We start from the raw sequence: 20532 nt of genomic DNA, 5'->3' as shown, positions 1-20532 counted from the left end.
GAGTGGAATGCCATGCCGAGCTTCATAAAGCCGCTGCGAGAAGAAAAAGTGTTCAAAGATCCGGTGCATAATTATGTCCATGTACAGGACCGGACCATCTGGTCGCTGATCAATACGTCGGAATTTCAACGGCTGCGCCGGATTCGTCAGCTGGGCACGACCTATCTGACTTTCCACGGCGCGGAACACAGCCGCTTCTCGCACTCGCTCGGCGTTTACGAGATTACCCGGCGCATTATTTCGCAGTTCGAACGCGGCGGTTATCCCGACTGGCCGGTCGAAGAAAATATGGTCGCGATGTGCGCGGCGCTGCTGCACGATCTCGGTCACGGGCCTTTTTCCCACTCGATCGAAGAAGCGTTCCAGATGGACCACGAAGACTGGACCTGCAAAATCATTCTCGGCGATACCGACGTCAACCGCGTGCTGAAAGAAGTGTCGGCCGATCTGCCGGAGCGGGTCGCTTCCGTGATCCGCAAAGACTACGAGCAGGAAATCGTCGTCAACTTGATTACGAGCCCGCTGGACGCGGACCGGATGGATTATCTGCTGCGCGACGCGTATTTCACCGGAGTCAACTACGGCACGATCGATATCGACCGGATCCTGCGCATGCTGCGTCCGCACAACGGCCGGATCGTGGTCAAGGAATCGGGCATGCACGCCGTCGAAGATTATCTGATGTCCCGCTACCAGATGTACTGGCAGGTTTACTTCCATCCGGTGACGAGAAGCTCGGAAATCATCCTGCGCCAAATTTTTCGCCGGGCGGCCGAACTGCATAAAGAAGGATACGCTTTCGAATTTCTGCCGCAGCCGCTTCCGGGACTGTTCGTAAACGAACTCAGCGTCAAAGAGTATTTGAAGCTGGACGAATCGCTGATCCAGACGACGTTTATGCAGTGGAGCGACGAAAAAGATCCGATATTGAGAGAGCTGTGCTGCCGTTTTCTGCACCGCCGACTGTATAAATATGTAGAGGTCGATTCGATCGACATGGAGACCATCGACGAGATCCGCGCCAGCTTCGAACAGGTCGGCCTGCATCCCGAATACGACTTCGAAATCGACTTTCCGACCGATCTTCCGTACGACGTATTCCGTCCCGACGATTCCGGTATGGGCAACGGGATCATCCTGATTGATAAACAGGGTAAATTGAGAGAAATTTCCGAAGTTTCCGATATCATAAGATCGATCAGCGGACTGCACCGAGGCAAATACCATTTGTATTATCCTCACCACAAACTATCCTCCGTGATCTCCAGGCTGCCGGCCCATATCGCCTCGATTTTCCCGATTTCGGCCGATTAATGCTGTTATTGGAGAAAAATCGCCCGATTTTGCGTTTGAAAAATTGAAAGTGTAACGTCAGAAAAAATGCAGAAAACGATTGAAAACAAGAAGACGTACCAAGAAAACAACTTTTTTCAGATTGCGAAAACATGAGAAGGAGAGATGCGGACATGCTGTTCGATACTCATACCCATATGGATACTCCGGAGTTCGACGAAGACCGGGACGATGCGATAGCGCGGGCGGTGGAAGCGGGAGTCAGCCGGATGGTCAATATCGGCTTCAACCGGGAAACGATTCCGACCACGCTGGCGCTGACCGAGAAGTACCCGTTCGTATATGCGGCGGTCGGCTGGCACCCGGTCGATGCGATCGATATGCAGGAAGGGGACCTGGAATGGATCGAATCGCTGTGCAGCCGCGAGAAAGTGGTCGCAATCGGCGAGATCGGCCTCGATTACCATTGGGACAAATCGCCCAAAGAGATCCAGCACCGCGTATTGCGCGAGCAGATCGCGCTGGCGAAGCGGGTCAAGCTGCCGATCGTGATCCATAACCGCGAAGCGCACGAAGATACGATCCGCATCCTGAAAGAAGAAAACGCGTCGGAAGTCGGCGGGATCATGCACGCGTTCTCGGGCAGCTGGGAAACGGCCAAAATCTGCCTCGATATGGGCTTCCATTTGTCGTTCGGCGGGCCGGTGACGTTCAAGAACGCCAAGCAGCCGAAAGAGGTACTGGAAAAAACGCCGATGGATCGTCTGCTGATCGAAACGGATGCTCCCTATCTGACCCCCCATCCGTACCGGGGCAAGCGAAACGAAACCGCTTATGTACGTCTGGTCGCTGAAAAAGCAGCCGAGCTTAAAGGCGTTTCTTTGGAAGAAATTGCCGATCGTACGACAAAAAATGCGATGAGTCTTTTTGGTATCAGTTAAGAACGGGAGAAAAACCGGCGTAAAAGAGAGCATTTGCGAGATATTAATCTCTTTGTTACAAAAAAGAGAAGAAGATTACAAATTTTTAACCTTTTAATCCGGGAAACGTGAAATTGCGCAGCTTTACAAAGTCCTCTGAAAAAAGCTATTATCTTGTCAGTGATTAATCCGGCCGTATGTTCGGTTAATCCGATAAATTCATGTACCGTCTCGCTGAATCTTCGTCCATACATAACGGAGAACGGGGGAACCCGAAGCGGCATTTTCCAAAAACGGACGATTATACCCGTTTGCCAATGCCGTGGCCGATTCCTTTTTATTGGGTCTATGGGGTGAATTGAAGGTCTTCTCGCCATGAGCGGAAGAGCCGACATAGGACGACTCTCTTCTGTCCGAACCCGACAGCTAACCTCGTAAGCGTCATAAGAGAGAGGCAGCCACGCGCCTTATGTTTTCCTCAGATCGTCAACTTGTCGATTTTCTAGAGGGAAGCCCGCGGAAGAGTTCCTCTTAAGATTTCTTAAGTACTCTTCTCCAGGCTTCTTTTGTTTTAACCGGAAAAGGTTTGAACAGGGAAAAGCGTACATAAGTGTGGGATTCACCGGCTGAACTTTGATTGAACGGACTGAACGTAGAAACGGCGCACCCCCGGCTCTGCCCGGAAACACGAATTTTGTGCTGCACGTTTTTACGAAAAAATAGCAAGTAGTCGCGTCAATTCTTTCTTGGATATACTTGACGGCGGGGCTATGGAGGAGGACGGAGTAGTGGGCATTTTCACTAAAGAAGACACCCATGGTTCACGATCATCCAGCATGACTTACGCTTTGCGTTGGAAGCGCCAGAACGGGCTTCAAATTTTGGGTGTCGCTTTGTTCGTCGTCGCGGTAGTGACGATGGTGCTGCTCGGCCTGTATGCAAAAGCCGAAAAGCAAATCGTGCTGGTCGTGGACGGAAAAGCTCAAACGCTGACTACGCACAAGGGTAGCCTTCAGGAGTTCCTGAACGAGCACTCGGTCAGCACAAAGCCGCAGGACGATCTGTCGATGTCGCTCGGCGCTTCGATTCAGGACGGCGATCAGATCTCCATTACGACGGCGGTTCCGGTAACGCTCGCGGTGGACGAAAAGAAAGAAACGCGTTATACGACCGAGAAAACGGTCGGCGCGGCGCTTAAAAGCTGGAATGTAAAACTCGGCGAGTTCGACAAGATCTCGGTACCGGTCGCTTCGGCCGTGCCAAACGGCGGCGAAGTGGCGATTACGACGGCTTTCCCGGTCGATCTGACGATCGACGGCAAGACCGAAGAAGCCTATACCGCCGAAGCTACCGTGGGCGATGCCCTCGAAAGCTGGGATATCGAAGTCGGCAAGCACGATAAAATCTCCAAACCGCTGGAATCGGCGATTCAAGAAGGCGACGAAGTGAAGCTGAACACGGCGCTTCCGGTCGAACTTACGGTTGGCGGAGAAAAGACCGAAACGGCTTATACGACCGAAAGAACGGTCGGCGAAGCTCTGAAAGACTGGGGCGTTAAGCTGGGCGAGAACGACAAGGTATATCCGAGCGAGTCCAATGGCTTGACGGAAAACATCAGCGTGTCGGTCAACCGCATCAGCAAATTCACGGTCGATCAGGAAGTAACCATTCCGTACCAGACCGTGAAGAAGGAAGACTCCTCGCTGCTTAAAGGCAAAACCAAGACGGTACAAAAAGGCGTCGAAGGCGTCGTCGTTCAAACGATCGAAAAAGTGTACCAGAACGGCGAGTACGTCACCAAGCACCTCGTAGACAAAGAGACCAAAACCGAGAAGCAGAACGAAATTATCGCGGTCGGCACCAAAGAACCGGTAGTCGAGAAGACTTTCACGACCGCCGCTGCCGCGAATACATCGTCCGGCGACAAGGGATTCGAATATAAGAAAGTGCTGACGGGCGTATCCGCCACGGCTTACTCCTCGCAGGAGCCGGGAATCGGAACGCGCACCGCAACGGGCACGACCGTGACCGAAGGCCGCACCATCGCCGTCGATCCGAACGTGATTCCGCTGGGCTGGTGGGTGTACATCGAAGGGTACGGCTACCGCAAAGCGGAAGACACCGGCAGCGCGATCAAAGGCAAGAAGATCGATATTTACTACGACAGCCTCGGGGCGGCGCTGAACTTCGGCCGCAAGTCCGGACTGACGATCTATGTGATCGGACCGAACAAACCGTAAATGTCCCCGTGTACGATGCGGGCGTTTACGCTGATGCCCGATCGATGGTATAATCAACTGCATATGGGATGAACGTTGCCGAAGAAGAGGAGGTTCTCCTCTTCTTTTTGTTATGAAAGGCGAAGAAATCCGGGGCTATAGACAGCAGGGGAGAGCGAATCATGATCAAAGAAGTGATTGTCGTGGAAGGACGCGACGATACGGTGGCAATCAAGCGCGCGGTAGAGGCGGACACGATCGAAACGGGCGGTTCGGCGATCGGGGCCGCGGTGATCCGGCGCGTCAAGCTTGCGATGGAGCGCAGGGGCGTCATTATCCTGACCGACCCGGACTTCGCGGGAGAACGCATACGCAAGATCGTGGCGCAGAGGGTACCCGGCTGCAAGCACGCTTTTATCCCGGAAGCCGACGCGACCCGCAAAGGGGATATCGGCGTGGAGAACGCGTCGCCCGAAGCGATCCGGCGCGCGCTGGAGCGGGTGCATACGGAAATGCCCGGCAAAGAAAGCCTGATCGACTGGCAGGACCTGATCGAAGCCGGCCTGATCGTGCATCGCAGCGCGGCGGCTCGCCGCATGGCGATGGGCAATCTGCTCGGCATCGGCTACTGCAACGGCAAGCAGTTCCACAACCGGCTGCGCATGTTCCAGATTACGCCCGCCGAATTCGCTTCCGCTCTGGCCCAAATTGACAACGAAGGATTGTGAACCGTGATGAACGAAAGAGAAGGGATCGCTTCGCCGAAGCGGACCAAAGACATTATCGCCAAGCATAACTTTTCATTCAAGAAAAGCCTCGGTCAGAACTTCCTGATCGATCAAAATATCCTGAACAAAATCGTCGACGCCGCGGATCTGGATTCCGGCAAAGGCGCGCTTGAAATCGGTCCCGGCATCGGCGCGCTGACCGAGCGCCTGGCGATGAAAGCGGGCGAGGTGGCCGCGGTCGAGATCGACCGGCGTCTGATCCCGATCCTGAAAGACGTGCTGGGCCCGTACGGCAATGTGACGGTACGCGAAGCGGACGTGCTCAAAGTGGATCTCAAGACGCTGTTCGAGGAAGTGTTCGTCGCAAGCTCCAAAGTTAGCGTCGTCGCCAATCTGCCGTATTACGTGACGACGCCGATTCTGATGAAGCTGCTCGAAGAAAAGCTGCCGTTGGAGAATATCGTCGTCATGATCCAAAAAGAGGTGGCGGAGCGCATGTCGGCTTCTCCCGGCGGCAAAGAGTACGGCAGCCTGAGCATCGCCGTGCAGTACTACAGCGAGCCGGAGCTGGTCTGCATCGTGCCGCGCACGGTGTTTATTCCCCAGCCCAACGTCGAATCGGCCGTTATCCGGCTTAAAGTGCGCGAGAAGCCGCCGGTCGAGGTAGCGGACGAAGAGCACTTCTTTACGCTTGTGCAGGCCTCGTTTACGCAGCGCCGCAAAACGATCGCCAACAATCTGCGCAGCCGCTATTTTCCGGGCGAAGGACGCGAGCGCCTCGAAGCGCTGCTCCAGGAAGCGCAGGTCGAGCCTTCCCGCCGGGCCGAAACGCTTTCGATGGACGAATTCGCGCGTCTTAGCCTTGTTTTTTTGAAAGCCGGCCTACGGTAGTGGTTGTTCGATTTTTTTATAAAAACCCCTATTGACAAGCGCAAAATGATATTGCTATAATGATTATTTTGCCTTGACATAATACTCTCAAAATGTTACAATTGTAGAGATGAGAGAGAGGTGGTTGAGAAAAATGGCACAACAAACGCTATCGGATATCAAACGCAGTCTCGACGCTCATGTAGGACATCGAATCATGCTCCGTGCCAACGGGGGACGGCGTAAGATGGTCGAACAGACCGGGGTTCTGGAAGGCACGTATCCCGCGGTGTTTACCGTTATGCTTGAAGAAGAGGCGGAACACGCTTCCGGACGCGTCTCGTACAGTTATGCCGACGTCTTGACCGAGACGGTCGAACTTTCGCTGATGGAAGACGATTCGGAGATTCCGATCGCTTACGCCGGCGCCTGATTTGCACAGTCTGTTGTAGGGCGGTTTTCGCTGAGGCGAAGGCCGCCTTTATTCATGTCCGCTTTCGGCCGCGCGCCGCAGAGGAAAATAGACTTCATCGTGGATTTTGCATATAATAGGGTTTGTTTTCAAGCTTGCCGGGCAAGCGGCGGCATAGAGAGCGAAGCCGGAGTAGCGGCGAGAACGCAGGGGCGGTGGACAGCATGTATATTTACGAAAAAGCGCCGGCAAAGATCAATCTGATGCTGGATGTTTTACATAAACGGCAGGACGGGTTTCACGAAGTGGAAATGGTCATGACGATGGTGGACCTGGCGGATCGTCTGACGCTCGGAACGGCGGAAGACGGGCGGATCTCGCTGACGAGCCAATCGGGCTATATCCCGGTGGACGACAAGAACCTGGCGGTCCGGGCCGCGCGGCTGCTCAAGCAGCGCTTCGGGGTGAAGCAGGGGGTGCGCATGCACCTGGAGAAGCGCATCCCGGTGGCCGCCGGGCTCGCCGGCGGCAGCAGCGACGCGGCCGCCGCTTTGCGCGGCCTGAACCGGCTGTGGGAGCTCGGCCTGTCCACGGCCGAGCTGGAGGAGATCGGAGCGCAGATCGGCTCCGATGTGCCGTTCTGCGTGCGCGGGGGCACCGCGCTGGCGACGGGACGCGGCGAGCGGCTGGAGACGCTGCCGAATCCGCCGCGGAGCTGGGTGGTGCTGGTGAAGCCGCCGATCAACGTATCGACGGCGGATGTGTACGGCGGCCTCAAGGCGTCGGAGATTGCGCAGCATCCTTCGGCGCAGGATATGCACGGAGCGCTGGAAAGCGGCTCGTTCGAGGCCATGTGCGCGGGGCTCGGCAATGTGCTGGAAGACGTGACGCTGAAGCTGTACCCGGAGGTGGCGCGGATCAAGGAAGCCATGCGCAGCCTTGGCGCCGACGGCGTGCTGATGTCGGGCAGCGGGCCGACGGTATTCGGCCTGGTCTCGAAGGAAGAGAAGGCGAAGCGGATCTGCAACGGGCTGAGAGGATTCTGTCAGGAAGTGTACGCGGTGCGGACGCTGGTGTAGGGGATTCATAAAAGACTCGGTGACCCATGTTTTATAAAATTGGATTGGAAGCGCTCGGGGCTTTTAACGGGTACAATTTTAGGCGGTTGAAGCGTTCCGCCTAAAATTCTTTGATATTACTCGCTTTTTTGGATATTTTATAAAACATTCACTTGTACAAATACGTACAAAGGTGTTATATTTTTTATAAAATATTCGGATTTAGCGAGGAAACCCTAGTGAAAAAATTAAAACGCAGTGCACGACTCGTAGAGTTAACCCAGTTTTTGCTGGCCAGACCGCATTCTTTGATTCCGTTGACCACGTTTGCGGAGCGGTACGGGGCGGCGAAGTCGTCGATCAGCGAGGATCTGGCGATCATCAAGGAAGTGTTCGAGGAAGAAGGCATGGGCGAGCTGCAGACGCTGGCGGGAGCGGCGGGCGGCGTGAAGTACATTCCGCGCGTATCGCGCGAACGGGCGCTCGGGATCATCGAGGACCTCTGCATCAAGCTGGAGGAGCCGGGACGCATTCTCCCGGGCGGTTATCTTTACATGTCGGACCTGCTCGGAAAGCCGCATCTGGTGAACGAGATCGGCGATATTTTCGCGACTATCTTCGGCGGCAAGAATATCGACGTCGTCATGACGGTTGAAACGAAAGGCATTCCGATCGCTTACGCGACCGGAGCCAAGTTGAATCTGCCGGTCGTGCTGGTGCGCCGGGACCACCAGGTGACGGAAGGTTCGGCGGTCAGCATCAACTACGTATCGGGCTCGCACAAGAGCATCCATACGATGACGCTGTCGCGTCGGGCGCTGAAGGAGAAATCGCGCGTGCTGATCGTCGACGACTTTATGAAGGCGGGCGGCACGGTGCGCGGCATGATCGACCTGCTGGCCGAGTTCAACGCGGAAGTGGCCGGCGTGGGCGTGCTGCTGGAGTCCGGTTCGGTCGATACGGAAGAGCGTTTGTTCGAAGACTATGTGTCGCTGGCGACGCTCGAAGAAGTGGACGCGAAGAACCGGACGGTCGGCGTGAAGCCCGGCAACTATTTCGACAAGCAGGCGAATTGAAGACAGTGGCGTTTTGAAGCGATCGGAGCTTGGCCCGGCCAGGTCTCGCTTGAACGGCGTTTTCCTTCGGGAGAACGCTTTTTTATTTGTCCGTTCAAAAAAGAACGAAATTCCGCAAAAAAAGTTGAAACCTTTCCGCCGCCGCCCCGTAATGAGAAACGGGCTCGGCGCAAATCGGCGTTATCTGTCGATTTCGTGAAGAAAATCAAAAATAAATCCGAAATTCCTGAAATTACGTTGAGAAATAAGCAGGAATTTAAGCCGCGGGTGTGGAATAATACACCAAGTCTTCTAATGATAAAGGTGGTGAACCTAAATGGAAATTACGGCTGTCAGACTCCGCCGGGTCAACTCCGAGGGTAGAATGAAGGCAATCGCTTCGATCACGATCGACGACGAGTTCGTCGTTCACGACATTCGGGTGATTGATGGAAATAACGGAATGTTCGTCGCTATGCCAAGCAAGCGTACACCGGACGGTGAGTTCCGGGATATCGCCCATCCGATCTCTTCGGGAACCCGCGAGAAGATCCAGGCCGCCGTGCTCGAAGAATACGAGCGCGCAGGCACGGAAGCGGAAGAAGTTATCGAGGAAGGCGCGTAAGTCACACATAATCCAGATGGAAGTAGGGAGCCGGCGGATTCGGTTCCCTTTTCTTTTTGGCGGGAATGCGATATATTCAGTATAGTAATTTCAACATTTGTGCCGAAAGCGCCTGAAGCACGCGGACGGATGAATGACATAGACGCACTATTATACGCAGTACGCAGAAATAGCGGCCTCAAGGGCCGGCCCCACCTAACCGTCGCCTTTATTGGCAACGGTTATTTCCGGGTAAACAAAGAGGAGGCGGAGCATTGAAAAGGATGGCGATTGTTCTTGCCGCCGGCAAGGGCAAGCGAATGAAGTCGAAGCTGTACAAGGTGCTGCATCCGGTATGCGGCAAACCGATGGTCGGGCACGTCGTGGAGACGGTGCGCCAAACGAACAGCGAGCGTACGGTGGTCATCGTGGGGCACGGGGCCGAAGACGTACAGGCTTATCTGGGCGAACAGGCGGAGTACGTGCTTCAGGCCGAGCAGCTCGGGACGGGGCACGCGGTGCGTCAGGCGGAAGCGCTTCTGGGCAAGGAAGACGGAACGACGATTCTGATCTGCGGCGATACGCCGCTCGTGCGCGCGGAAACGATCGAAGCGATGATCGCGCTGCATGAAAGCGAAGGCGCGGCGGCGACGATTCTGACGGCCGTGCCGGAAGACCCGACGGGTCTCGGCCGGATTATCCGCGGCGAAGACGGCGGCGTGGTGCGCATCGTCGAGCAGAAAGACTGCTCGCCGGAAGAGAACGCCGTCAGAGAAATCAATACGGGCACGTACTGCTTCGACAATCGCAAGCTGTTCGATGCGCTGTCCAAAGTCACGAACGACAACTCGCAGGGCGAATACTACATCACGGACGTAGTCGGGATTCTGCGCGGCGAAGGGGAGCGGATCGCCGCTTACGCCACGAGCGACCTCGACGAATCGATCGGCGTCAACGACCGTCTGGTGCTGTCGCAGGCCGAAGCGGCGATGCGCGAACGCATCGTGCGCGGGCACATGCTCGGCGGCGTGACCGTCATCGATCCCGCTTCGACTTACATCGGCGCGGACGTGACGATCGGCGCGGATACGATTCTGTATCCGGGCACGGTGCTGAGCGGCCGCACGTCGATCGGCGAAGACTGCAAGATCGGTCCAAGCAGCGAGATCGAGAACGCTTCGGTCGGCAGCGGGTCGACCGTCTCGCATTCCGTGGTTCGCGATTCCCGCGTCGGCGACCATGTGTCGGTCGGACCGTTCGCGCATCTGCGTCCGGGCGCCAATCTGGCGGAAGGCGTGAAGATCGGCAACTTCGTCGAAGTGAAGAACGCGGACATCGGGCCGGACTCGAAAGTCTCGCATCTGAGCTATGTCGGCGACGCCAAAGTCGGCAGCCGCGTCAATATCGGCTGCGGCGCCATCACCGTCAACTACGACGGCTTCAACAAATCGCTGACCGAGATCGAAGACGACGCGTTCGTCGGCAGCAACGTCAACCTGATCGCTCCGGTGCATGTAGGCAAAGGCGCTTACGTGGTCGCCGGCTCGACGATCACGAAGCAGGTGCCCGAAGGCGACCTGGCGATCGGCAGAGCGCGCCAGGAGAACAAACCCGGCTATGCCGACAAGATCAAAGCCCGCGCCAAAGCGAAGAAAGAAGCGGGCGGCAAAGCCGAATAAGCCCGCAGCGGCTGACAGGCGGCGCGGAGGGGACTTCCGGATCAGGAACCGGACGATCCCCGCGCGCTTTAGACGACAGGAAGGTTGGGCCACGTTTTCCGCAGCATCCGCTTTACCAGAGCAGCGACGCTTCGCGCGTCTGCCCACTAATGACCAGCACGGAGGGTTTACAAGACTATGACTTATTGCGATTCAAAGCTGAAAATATTCACATGCAATTCGAATCCCAAACTGGCGAATCAAATTGCGGATTACATCGGCATTCCGATGGGCGAATCCAACACGACGAGTTTTAGCGACGGCGAGATTCAGGTTAAATTGTCGGAAAGCGTGCGCGGCAGCCACGTGTACATCATTCAATCGACCTGCGCTCCCGTCAACGACAACCTGATGGAGCTTCTGGTCATGGTCGACGCGCTCAAGCGCGCTTCCGCGAAAAGTATCAACGTCGTCATTCCGTACTACGGCTACGCGCGCCAGGACCGCAAAGCGCGTTCGCGCGATCCGATCACGGCCAAGCTGGTCGCGGATCTGATCGAGAAAGCCGGCGCCCACCGCGTAATCGCGATGGACCTGCACGCGATGCAGATCCAGGGCTTTTTCGATATTCCGGTCGATCATCTGCTGGGCGTGCCGATTCTGGCCCAGTATTTCCGTTCGAAACAGATCGAGAATCCGATCGTCGTTTCCCCGGACCACGGTGGCGTGGTGCGCGCGCGCAAACTGGCCGACCTGCTCAGCGCGCCGCTTGCGATTATCGACAAGCGCCGTCCGGAGCCGAACGTCAGCGAAGTGATGAATATTATCGGGAATATCGAAGGCAAAACGGCGATTCTGGTGGACGATATCATCGATACCGCCGGTACGATCGTGCTCGGGGCAAATGCGCTGATGGAAGGCGGAGCGAAGGAAGTGTACGCGTGCTGTACGCACCCGGTGCTGTCGGGTCCGGCCATGGACCGACTGGAGAATTCGCCGCTGAAAGAAGTCATCGTGACCGATACGATTCCGATTACGCATCCGAATCCGACGAACAAGCTGAAGGTGCTGTCCGTGGCTCCGCTGCTGGGCGAAGCGATTATTCGCGTTCACGAGGAACTGTCGATCAGCAAGCTGTTTGAGATTTAAAGGGTTTTCGATTGCGATAAGGTCTGCCGATGCGGGTTACGCCTCCTTCCTGGAAGGAGCGTAACCCTTCTCGGCGTGAACGTTTCGCGCGGCTGCGGCGCAAGAAGGAACCGTTCGGCTTTAATAGCCGGGGCGGGAGAGAAAGACATATCTGCCGCGGTGGTAGAGCGCCCGGCCGATTTCGATAAAGCTTTCGTGAATGCCGGTGACGACGCCGATATCGACGGGCACATCCTGGTGGTAGACCTCGACGGGTACCCCGGCGTTCATGTGGTCGTGAAAATGGCGGTTGTCTTTAAGCACGGCTCCGAATTCGTACATGTGGGTTCACAGCTCCTTTGCTGAATTCACTGTCAAGGCGACTTCTTTTTTCGGATTATTTTCTGCAATTATGGCAATCTCTATCTTTATATCGTGACCTCTATCCTTATATTGTAACAAAAATACGCATCAGAACCATTACCGATTGCAAGCGAGGAGTTTGAACGGATGAAATGGATCGTAGGGCTGGGCAATCCCGGCAAAAATTACGAAAAAACGCGCCATAACGTCGGATTCATGGCTCTGGACCGGCTGGCGCAGCGTCACGGCATATCCATTACGCAAAACAAGTGCAAAGCGCTCGTCGGCGAAGGAATGATCGGAGGCGTCAAGACCGCGCTGATCAAGCCGATGACGTTTATGAACCTGTCCGGCGAATCGGTGCGCGCTTATATGGACTACTACAAAGTCGAACTCAAAGACCTGATCGTCGTCTACGACGACCTGGATACCGAAACGGGCCGCATCCGTCTGCGCTACCAGGGCAGCGCCGGCGGCCACAACGGGATCAAGTCGATCATCCAGCATACGGGAACGCAGACGTTCGACCGGATCCGCATGGGCATTTCCCGTCCGGAAACCGGCTTCGCCGTCGTCGATTACGTACTGGCGCCTTTTGCCAAAAAAGAGCAGCCGCTGCTGGACGAAATGATCGAGAAAACGTGCGACGCGCTCGAATACGGCCTGGACCATACGTTCGAGCAGACGATGGCCCGGTTTAACGGATAGAAACAGGAACGATTCGAAACCATAGAAGTGAGCCGGAGCGAGAAGTAATCGCTGCCGGCCACACGCATAAGAGAGGTGCCCCTTTTGTTAAACGCGCTTATCAAGGAAGTTGCCCGCGATCAGGATTTCGTCTCCGTCAAGGACGCCGTGCTGGCGGGCATGAAAGAACAGTTGGTCGCGGGCCTGTCGGGCTCGGCGCGCCAGCTGATGATGGCCGGCCTGCATCAGGAGCTGGAACGCCCGCTGCTGATCGTCACCCACAATATTTTTTCGGCTCAAAAAATCGCGGATGATCTCCAGGAAGCGCTTCCTGAAGGTCAGGTGCTGTTCTACCCGGCCAACGAACTGGTCGCGGCGGAATCCGCCATCTCCAGCCCGGAAACGCTTGCGCAGCGAATCGAAGTGCTTAATCGCTGCGCCGAAGGTTTCAAGGGCGTTCTTGTCGTTCCTTTTTCCGGGCTGCGCCGCTTTGTGCCGGACGCGCAGGCGATCCTGGACGCGCGGCTGACGCTCGAAGAAGGCGGCACCCTTAATCTGGAGCACTTTTTGCTGCGGATGGTCGAACTCGGCTACTCGCGCGTGGAACGGGTCGAGACGCGCGGAGAAATGAGCGTGCGCGGCGGGATCGTCGATTTCTATCCGACCACCTCGCAGCTGGCTTACCGGGTCGAGCTGTTCGACGACGAAATCGATTCGATCCGCACGTTCGATCCGGGCGACCAGCGTTCGATCGACAAAGTCAAAAGCGTGCGCATCCTGCCGTGCCGGGAGCTTGTGGCGACGGGCGAGCGGATGGGCAAAGCCGCCGACGCGGCCGCCGCGCTGCTGGACAAACAGCTGGAGCGCATGACCGACCGCAAAGCCAGAACGGCGCTCCAGCACGAAATCGGGCGGGAGATCGATTTGCTGCGCCAGCAGATTCATTTTCCGGAAATTTATAAATACGTCTCGCTGATCTATCCGGAGCGCCGCACGCTGTACGATTACATGCCGGAGAACACGCTGCTGCTGATGGACGAACCGTCGCGTCTGCTCGATACAGCCTCGCAGCTCGAACGCGACGAAGCCGAATGGAACCTGCACCTGCTGCAGAGCGGCAAAAGCCTGCCGGACCTGCCGCTGGCGCTCGAAGGCGACACCGCGGTGTATCATCGTCCGTTCCAGACGCTGTTCCTGTCGCTGTTCGTCCGCCAGATCCCGCGCACCCATCCGGGCCAGGTGGTCAACGTCGTCAGCCGGACCATGCAGGACTTCCACGGGCAGATGAACGTGCTCAAAGCCGAGATGGAGCGCTGGAAAAAGTCCAATATGCGCGTGGTGATGCTGGCCGCGGACGACGAACGGGCCGAGCGCATCCGCCGCGTGCTGGACGATTACGAGATCGAAACGCCGGAGATTATGCGCGGTCATCTGCAGGGCGGCTTCGAGCTTCCGTCCGCGCACCTGGTGGTCGTTACCGAAGGCGAGCTGTTCGCGCAGAAGCAGCGCAAAGCGCGCAAAGGCGGCGGCGGCAAGCAGATCGACAACGCCGAGCGCATCAAAAGCTATACCGAGCTCAAGGTTGGCGACTATGTCGTGCACCAGAATCACGGCATCGGCAAATATCTGGGCATCGGCACGCTCGAAGTGGGCGGAATTCATAAAGATTACATGCACATCATGTATGCTGGCGGAGACAAACTCTCCGTACCGATCGAACAGATCGACCTGATCCAGAAATACGTGGGCGCCGAAGACAAAGAACCGAAGGTTTACAAGCTCGGCGGCAACGAATGGACGCGGGTCAAAACCAAAGTCCGTTCCTCGGTGCAGGACATCGCCGACGACCTCATCAAGCTGTACGCGGAGCGCCAGGCTTCGGCCGGTTACAGTTTCGACAAGGATACGCCGGAGCAGCACGAGTTTGAAAATACGTTCCCTTACGACGAAACGCGCGACCAGATCCGGGCGATCGGCGAAATCAAGGGCGATATGGAAATGAGCCGTCCGATGGACCGTCTGCTGTGCGGCGACGTCGGCTACGGCAAAACGGAAGTGGCGATCCGGGCGGCGTTCAAAGCGGCGATCGAAGGCAAGCAGGTGGCAATCCTCGTGCCGACGACCATCCTGGCGCAGCAGCACTACGAAACGTTCCGCGAGCGCTTCGAAGGATATCCGTTCAATATTGGCGTCCTCAGCCGCTTCCGCTCGCGCAAAGAGCAGAACGAAACGATCAAGGGCGTCAAGCAGGGCACGATCGACATCATCATCGGCACGCACCGCATCCTGTCGCAGGACCTGATATTCAAAGACCTGGGCCTCCTGATCGTCGACGAGGAGCAGCGGTTCGGCGTCACGCACAAGGAGAAGCTCAAGCGGCTCAAAACGAATGTGGACGTGCTGACGCTGACGGCGACGCCGATTCCGCGGACGCTGCATATGTCGATGCTCGGCGTGCGCGACCTGTCGGTCATCGAGACGCCGCCGGAGAACCGCTTCCCGGTGCAGACGTACGTCGTCGAGTACAGCCCGACCCTGGTGCGCGAAGCGATCGAACGGGAACTCGCGCGCGGCGGGCAGGTTTACTACCTGTACAACCGCGTCCAGGGCATCCACGAGAAAGCGGCGGAAATCGCCGATCTCGTGCCGGATGCCAGGGTAAGCGTCGGCCACGGCCAGATGTCGGAGCAGGAGCTGGAGCGCACCATCCTCGATTTCCTGGAAGGCGAGTCCGACGTGCTGGTCAGCACCAGCATTATCGAGACGGGCGTGGATATTCCGAACGTCAATACTTTGATTGTGCACGACGCGGATAAAATGGGCCTGTCGCAGCTTTATCAAATGAGAGGACGGGTCGGGCGGTCCAACCGGATCGCGTATGCGTATTTCTCGTATCAAAAAGACAAGGTGCTCACCGAAGTCGCGGAAAAGCGGCTTCAGTCGATCAAGGAGTTTACGGAGCTCGGCTCGGGCTTCAAGATCGCGATGCGCGACCTGTCGATCCGCGGCGCGGGCAACCTGCTCGGCGGGGAGCAGTCCGGCTTCATCGCGTCGGTCGGTTTCGATCTGTATTCGCAGATGCTGGCCGAAGAGATCCAGAAGCGCAAGATCTCGATGCTGAACGAAGAACCGGTCGACGACAAGCGCTGGAGCACGATGATCGATCTGTCGATCGACGCCTACCTGCCTTCGGACTACATTTACGACAGCATCCAGAAGATCGAGATTTACAAAAAGGTGGCGGCGGCCTCGACGTTCGAGGATATCCTGGAACTCGAAGACGAGCTGCTGGACCGGTTCGGCGAGCTGCCGGAGTCGGTCGTGCGCCTGATGCAGGTCGCCAGATTCAAGATTTACGGCCGACTGTACGGCATCGAGAGCATCGCGAGAAAAGGCGAAGATCTGGTGGTTGCGTTCTACGACGGACAAGAAAAAGCGGCCGATCCGGCCAAACTCGCACAAATTGGAAATCAGTTCGAAACCAGTGTACAATTTAAGCAGGGTACGCCTCTTGCGTTTCAACTCAAAGGCAGGAGTCTGCCGGAAGCCGAGCGTCTTACGACGCTGGAACGGGTTCTGGACGCCCTCAAAGAAGCGTTTAAATCGAAGGGAGAACTTCATGATGCAGTCAAGTCATAAAAAATGGGGAAAACTGGCGTCGCTGGGGGCGGTTGCGGTATTGTCCTTTTCCGTGCTCGCGGCCTGCGGCGATAAAGCGGACTCCGGCAAAGACACAGGAAACGACACCGGTGTAACCGACACGGGAAAGACCGATTCGCAAACGAAAGACACCAGTAAAGTGCTGGCTACCTACGACGGGGGAACCGTAACGGAGAACCAATTCAACGAAGAGATGAACGTCATGAAATTCCTGCAGCCGACCTATGCCTCGATGATGGATTCGGCCGAAATCAAGAACTACCTGCTGGATCAGCAGATCGCATATCAGTATCTGGACGGCAAAGCGTCGGATGCGGAGAAGAAAAAAGGCGCCGAGATGGCGAAAGAACAAATCGACCAGTTCAAAACGCAGGTGGGCGACGAGCAGCTCCTGAGCATGCTGGAGCAGCAGAACGTGTCCGAAGAACAGCTGAGCGGTTATATGACCAAAGTGATGACGGCCGTGCAGTACATGTCCGGACAGGTGACGGACGAAGAAGTGCAGAAAGAATACGATTCCAACAAAGAAGCGTATGTAACGGCCGACGTGCGCCATATCCTGATCGGTCTGACCGACGCGGAAGGCAAAGAACGCACGGACGCCGAAGCGAAGAAACTCGCCGACGAAGTGAAAGCGAAGCTGGATAAAGGCGAAGATTTCGCGGCGCTGGCCAAAGAATATTCCGAAGATCCGGGTTCGGCCGAAAACGGCGGTCTGTACGAAGACCAGCCGGTCAGCAACTGGGTCGAAGAATTCAAAAAAGCGACGCTGGAACAAAAAGTCGGCGTGGTCGGCGATCCGGTCAAAACGGAATACGGCTACCACATCATCAAAGTCGAGAAGCGCAACGATACGCTGAACGACGAAGTCAAAGAATCCGTTCGCAGCGCGCTGGCTTCCACCAAGCTGAACGAATTTATGGAGAACGACCTGAAAGGCATCACAAAGAGCAAGGAAGAGTTCAAGGACGAAGAAGCTCCGGCTGCCGAAGGCACGGACGGAACGTCCACGGAAGGCACGCCGGCCGACGGCACATCGACCGACGGCGCGGAAGTCGAAGGCACCGATCAAGGCGCGGCGACCGATCAAGGCACGGACGCTCCGGCGGCGGATGAATCCGGCGACGCGGGCAGCGATGCCGGTACGTCGACCGACGGTAAGTAAGGACTTCGCGGCGGGCGTTCCGGCTGCCGGCTGTAAAGCCGCGGCCGGGACGCTTTGTTTCGGAGCGGCACGCGCTCCGGAAGATCGCGCGGCGAAGCTTCGCTTCCGGCCGGACGATTGCGGGTAAATAAGCGAGAGATCAAATAGCGCGGAAGCACGCGCTATTTTTTTGCCTTTATGAGCGGGAAAGGGTTAAAACCGAGTGTGGAACGGGTTTTTGAACCTGCCGGAGCGTATACGAATCATTCGACGGCTGAGCCGCTTTATAAAGGACGCGCCGCTTTGTAAGGATGCGCGGCTGAAGGATTGATGCGTATGCGCATCAATTTTGAAGTTTTTGGAGTGAAATGCGAGTATTTGTGCATATCCGCATCAATTTTCGGAGGAACGGGTGCGTTAGCCGGTTAAAAGGCTTGTTTTGATCGAAATTGATGCCGATTCGCACAATTGCCCCGTGGAATCGCCGGGAACTATCGATATTGATGCGGATTTGCATCATTGACGGATTACCGGATACATATCTATACGTAAAAGCTTACGGGAAGGAGGAAAAGAAATGAAGACGTCCGGTTCATCGGGTCTGCTTCGGGGCGCGTTTATTCTCGGCGCCGCGGCGCTGCTGTCCAAGCTGATCGGTACGCTGCAGAAGATTCCGCTGCAAAATATCGGGGGAGACGGCGTGTTCGGCATCTACACGACCGTATATTCGCTGTACGCGTTTCTCGCCGTGTTCGTATCGACGGCGCTGCCGGCGGCCATCTCGAAGTTCGTCGCCGAGCGGATCGCCGGCGAAGACGAGCGCGGAGCGCGGCGCGTGCTGCGCGCCGGGCTGCTGACGGCCGGTTCCGTCGGCGCGCTGCTTGCGCTGCTGATGTGGACCTGCGCGCCGATGCTGTCCGGCTGGATCGGCAGCAGCCATACGCAGCTGCCGCTGCGCGCCGTGTCGCTGGCGCTGCTCGTCGTGCCGCCGATGGCGGCGCTGCGGGGTTTCTTCCAGGGCATGCAGCAGGCGCTGCCCACGGCCGTCTCGCAGGTATGCGAGCAGATTGCGCGCGTCGGGGTGATGATCGCGCTGCTGCTGACGCTGAACGCGGCGGGGGCTTCCGACGAGAGTATCGCGGCGGGCGCGGCGATCGGTTCCGCAGCCGGCGGACTGGCCGGCCTCGGCGTCATGCTGGAGTTCTGGCGCCGCTACGGGCGGGCGCGGCGCGGGAAGCGAAGCGCCGGCGCGGGCGAAGACGCGTCGGGAGGCGCACAAGCGGGAAGCGGGCCGGCTCGTGACGAGACGACCGGCTTCGGAGCGGACAGCGCGCAGCTGCGCGCCGCCGCCGCTCTGCGGGCCGGCGCGGAGGCGGCCGATTCCGCCGCCTGGAACGCGGCGGACGGGGAGTCCGCCGGAAACGGCGGCGCCCGGCGGGAGCAAGGAATGCCGGGCGCCGCGAAGCGGGCGGAGGCCTTCGGAGCGGCGGGAGCCTCCGCAGCGGCAGGCGAACGGGAAGAAGAGGTCTTCGCGGCCGTGTCCGCCGACGCGGCGGCGCTGCCGGGAAGCGCGGCGCCGGGGACGGAGACCGCCGCGCGCGAACGCGGAGCCGGCGGTCAGGCGGCGGACGGAAGCTCCGTCCGCATCTGGATCAAGCGGCTGCTGATCTACGCGGTGCCGGTCTTCGTCGGCTCGCTGTCCCAGCCGCTGCTTGGGCTGGTGGATACGCTGACCGTGCCAAGGCTGCTGCACGGCTCGGGCTGGGGCGACCTGGCTTCGATGGAGCAGTTCGGCATCTACAACCGGGGGATTCCGCTTGTGCAGCTCGTCTTCATGCTGGCGACTTCGCTGTCCACGCTGCTGCTGCCGGCAATCGCCGAAGCCAAAGCCCGCGGCGAAGAAGAACGCATCGCCGCTTCGGCCGGCGTGGCGCTGCGCTGGCTCTGGCTGCTCGGCCTGACGGCGGCGGCCGGCCTGGCCGCGCTGGCCGGCCCGGTCAACGTCATGCTGTACGCCGATGCCCAGGGCACCGACGCGCTGCGCTGGACGGCGCTGTCCGCCGCGGGAGGCACGCTCGGCATCGTGTCCGCCGCGCTGCTGCAGGGCATGGGCGCCGTGCGCGCGCCCGCCTTGTTCCTGCTGGTCTCGGCGGCGCTCAAGCTCGTGCTCAATCTGCTGCTGGTGCCGCAGATGGGCATATCCGGCGCCGCTCTGGCCGGCGCCGTGTCCTACATGACCGCCGCGCTGCTCGGCGTCCTTATGCTCGCCCGCCTGACCGGGCTGCGCGGCGGCGCGCGCCGCACGCTGCTCCAGCCCCTGCTGCTGGCGGGGCTGACGGCGCTGGCCGCTTATGCCGTCCGCCTGCTGTGCGGCGGACTGCTTTCCGCCGCGGGCCTCGGCGGCCGCGCGGGAGCGCTGCTGACCAGCGCCGCGGGCGTCGCGGCGGGCGTCGTCGTCTTCGCCGCCGCGCTGGTCTTCACCCGCGCGGTGTCGGACGCGGAGCTGTCCGCCCTGCCCGGCGGCGCGAAGCTCGCCGCCCTCGCCCGCCGTATGCGGCGCGAAAGCTAGACCGCGCCCGGGCCTGCCGTTCTTGTCGGCGGCGCGAAGCTCGCCGCCCTCGCCCTTCGCTGTCTTTCGTCTTTTCACCGAGTGCTCGCACCGCTTCTACCCGCCTTTCGTCTTTGCGCCGAACGGCCGCCCGCTTGTTTCCTCCCCCGCTTTTACGGGTATTC

At 58.1% G+C, this 20532-nt stretch carries 16 protein-coding genes and 1 riboswitch; of the genes, 15 read left to right on the top strand and 1 reads right to left on the bottom strand.

What is annotated here, in order from left to right:
* Positions 1-12: 12 nt before the first annotated feature.
* The 11 genes from QWJ34_RS24335 to QWJ34_RS24285 all read left to right on the top strand — a co-directional run bounded on the left by QWJ34_RS24335 (position 13) and on the right by QWJ34_RS24285 (position 11966).
* Positions 13-1314: an HD domain-containing protein gene (locus QWJ34_RS24335; protein ID WP_302731704.1), complete on the top strand. Its 1302-nt coding sequence runs from the start codon at positions 13-15 to the stop codon at positions 1312-1314.
* 152 nt (positions 1315-1466) lie between these two features.
* Entirely contained in the window at positions 1467-2234 is a 768-nt protein-coding gene (locus QWJ34_RS24330) for a TatD family hydrolase (RefSeq protein WP_302731703.1), read from the top strand.
* A 201-nt stretch (positions 2235-2435) separates the two neighbouring features.
* Positions 2436-2670: riboswitch (cyclic di-AMP (ydaO/yuaA leader) on the top strand.
* A 331-nt stretch (positions 2671-3001) separates the two neighbouring features.
* A complete protein-coding gene (locus tag QWJ34_RS24325; protein WP_302731702.1) occupies positions 3002-4453 on the top strand; it encodes a 3D domain-containing protein in 1452 nt (483 codons plus the stop codon).
* Between the two features lie 161 nt (positions 4454-4614).
* Positions 4615-5160: a ribonuclease M5 gene (rnmV, locus tag QWJ34_RS24320; protein ID WP_302731701.1), complete on the top strand. Its 546-nt coding sequence runs from the start codon at positions 4615-4617 to the stop codon at positions 5158-5160.
* A gap of 6 nt (positions 5161-5166) precedes the next feature.
* Entirely contained in the window at positions 5167-6051 is an 885-nt protein-coding gene (gene rsmA / locus QWJ34_RS24315; protein WP_302731700.1) for a 16S rRNA (adenine(1518)-N(6)/adenine(1519)-N(6))-dimethyltransferase RsmA, read from the top strand.
* A 133-nt stretch (positions 6052-6184) separates the two neighbouring features.
* Complete coding sequence (locus QWJ34_RS24310) at positions 6185-6463, top strand: Veg family protein (RefSeq protein ID WP_302731699.1); 279 nt, start codon at positions 6185-6187, stop codon at positions 6461-6463.
* Between the two features lie 203 nt (positions 6464-6666).
* Positions 6667-7521, top strand: coding sequence for a 4-(cytidine 5'-diphospho)-2-C-methyl-D-erythritol kinase (gene ispE, locus QWJ34_RS24305; protein WP_302731698.1), 855 nt, complete (start codon positions 6667-6669; stop codon positions 7519-7521).
* Between the two features lie 218 nt (positions 7522-7739).
* Positions 7740-8576, top strand: coding sequence for a pur operon repressor (purR, locus tag QWJ34_RS24300; protein ID WP_302731697.1), 837 nt, complete (start codon positions 7740-7742; stop codon positions 8574-8576).
* 316 nt (positions 8577-8892) lie between these two features.
* Entirely contained in the window at positions 8893-9180 is a 288-nt protein-coding gene (spoVG, locus tag QWJ34_RS24295; RefSeq protein ID WP_302731696.1) for a septation regulator SpoVG, read from the top strand.
* Positions 9181-9443: 263 nt separating this feature from the next.
* Positions 9444-10838 (top strand): bifunctional UDP-N-acetylglucosamine diphosphorylase/glucosamine-1-phosphate N-acetyltransferase GlmU, encoded by a 1395-nt coding sequence (gene glmU, locus QWJ34_RS24290; RefSeq protein WP_483314300.1) that lies wholly within the window; start codon positions 9444-9446, stop codon positions 10836-10838.
* 177 nt (positions 10839-11015) lie between these two features.
* On the top strand, positions 11016-11966 hold the full coding sequence (locus tag QWJ34_RS24285) for a ribose-phosphate diphosphokinase (protein WP_302731694.1): 951 nt from the start codon (positions 11016-11018) through the stop codon (positions 11964-11966).
* Positions 11967-12086: 120 nt separating this feature from the next.
* On the opposite strand, the gene QWJ34_RS24280 is transcribed toward QWJ34_RS24285, so the two are convergent.
* On the bottom strand, positions 12087-12287 hold the full coding sequence (locus QWJ34_RS24280) for a hypothetical protein (protein ID WP_302731693.1): 201 nt from the start codon (positions 12285-12287) through the stop codon (positions 12087-12089).
* Positions 12288-12455: 168 nt separating this feature from the next.
* Here QWJ34_RS24280 and pth point away from each other — a divergent pair, with 168 nt between their 5' ends.
* From pth to QWJ34_RS24260, 4 genes are all read left to right on the top strand, one after another.
* Positions 12456-13016: an aminoacyl-tRNA hydrolase gene (gene pth, locus QWJ34_RS24275; protein ID WP_302731692.1), complete on the top strand. Its 561-nt coding sequence runs from the start codon at positions 12456-12458 to the stop codon at positions 13014-13016.
* 84 nt (positions 13017-13100) lie between these two features.
* Positions 13101-16634 (top strand): transcription-repair coupling factor, encoded by a 3534-nt coding sequence (gene mfd, locus QWJ34_RS24270; RefSeq protein WP_302731691.1) that lies wholly within the window; start codon positions 13101-13103, stop codon positions 16632-16634.
* Positions 16615-17820, top strand: a complete 1206-nt coding sequence (locus QWJ34_RS24265; RefSeq protein WP_302731690.1) for a peptidylprolyl isomerase — start codon at positions 16615-16617, stop codon at positions 17818-17820. Before mfd ends, QWJ34_RS24265 begins: the two co-directional genes overlap by 20 nt.
* Positions 17821-18376: 556 nt before the next feature.
* The gene (locus tag QWJ34_RS24260; protein ID WP_302731689.1) at positions 18377-20368 is read left to right on the top strand and encodes an oligosaccharide flippase family protein; all 1992 of its coding nucleotides are present in this window, start codon (positions 18377-18379) and stop codon (positions 20366-20368) included.
* The last annotated feature ends 164 nt before the right edge of the window (positions 20369-20532 follow it).

The organism is Saccharibacillus sp. CPCC 101409, from assembly GCF_030518235.1.
In the GTDB taxonomy this organism is placed as follows: domain Bacteria; phylum Bacillota; class Bacilli; order Paenibacillales; family Paenibacillaceae; genus Saccharibacillus.
This window is presented reverse-complemented; position numbering and strand designations above follow the sequence as displayed.

What these genes read in the sequence shown, in the direction of transcription:
- QWJ34_RS24335 (WP_302731704.1), top strand. Translation starts at nt 13, where the DNA reads ATGCCGAGCTTCATAAAGCCGCTGCGAGAAGAAAAAGTGTTCAAAGAT.
- QWJ34_RS24330 (WP_302731703.1), top strand. Translation starts at nt 1,467, where the DNA reads ATGCTGTTCGATACTCATACCCATATGGATACTCCGGAGTTCGACGAA.
- rnmV (WP_302731701.1), top strand. Translation starts at nt 4,615, where the DNA reads ATGATCAAAGAAGTGATTGTCGTGGAAGGACGCGACGATACGGTGGCA.
- rsmA (WP_302731700.1), top strand. Translation starts at nt 5,167, where the DNA reads ATGAACGAAAGAGAAGGGATCGCTTCGCCGAAGCGGACCAAAGACATT.
- QWJ34_RS24310 (WP_302731699.1), top strand. Translation starts at nt 6,185, where the DNA reads ATGGCACAACAAACGCTATCGGATATCAAACGCAGTCTCGACGCTCAT.
- ispE (WP_302731698.1), top strand. Translation starts at nt 6,667, where the DNA reads ATGTATATTTACGAAAAAGCGCCGGCAAAGATCAATCTGATGCTGGAT.
- spoVG (WP_302731696.1), top strand. Translation starts at nt 8,893, where the DNA reads ATGGAAATTACGGCTGTCAGACTCCGCCGGGTCAACTCCGAGGGTAGA.
- glmU (WP_483314300.1), top strand. Translation starts at nt 9,444, where the DNA reads ATGGCGATTGTTCTTGCCGCCGGCAAGGGCAAGCGAATGAAGTCGAAG.
- QWJ34_RS24285 (WP_302731694.1), top strand. Translation starts at nt 11,016, where the DNA reads ATGACTTATTGCGATTCAAAGCTGAAAATATTCACATGCAATTCGAAT.
- QWJ34_RS24280 (WP_302731693.1), bottom strand. Translation starts at nt 12,287, where the DNA reads ATGTACGAATTCGGAGCCGTGCTTAAAGACAACCGCCATTTTCACGAC.
- pth (WP_302731692.1), top strand. Translation starts at nt 12,456, where the DNA reads ATGAAATGGATCGTAGGGCTGGGCAATCCCGGCAAAAATTACGAAAAA.
- QWJ34_RS24265 (WP_302731690.1), top strand. Translation starts at nt 16,615, where the DNA reads ATGATGCAGTCAAGTCATAAAAAATGGGGAAAACTGGCGTCGCTGGGG.
- QWJ34_RS24260 (WP_302731689.1), top strand. Translation starts at nt 18,377, where the DNA reads ATGAAGACGTCCGGTTCATCGGGTCTGCTTCGGGGCGCGTTTATTCTC.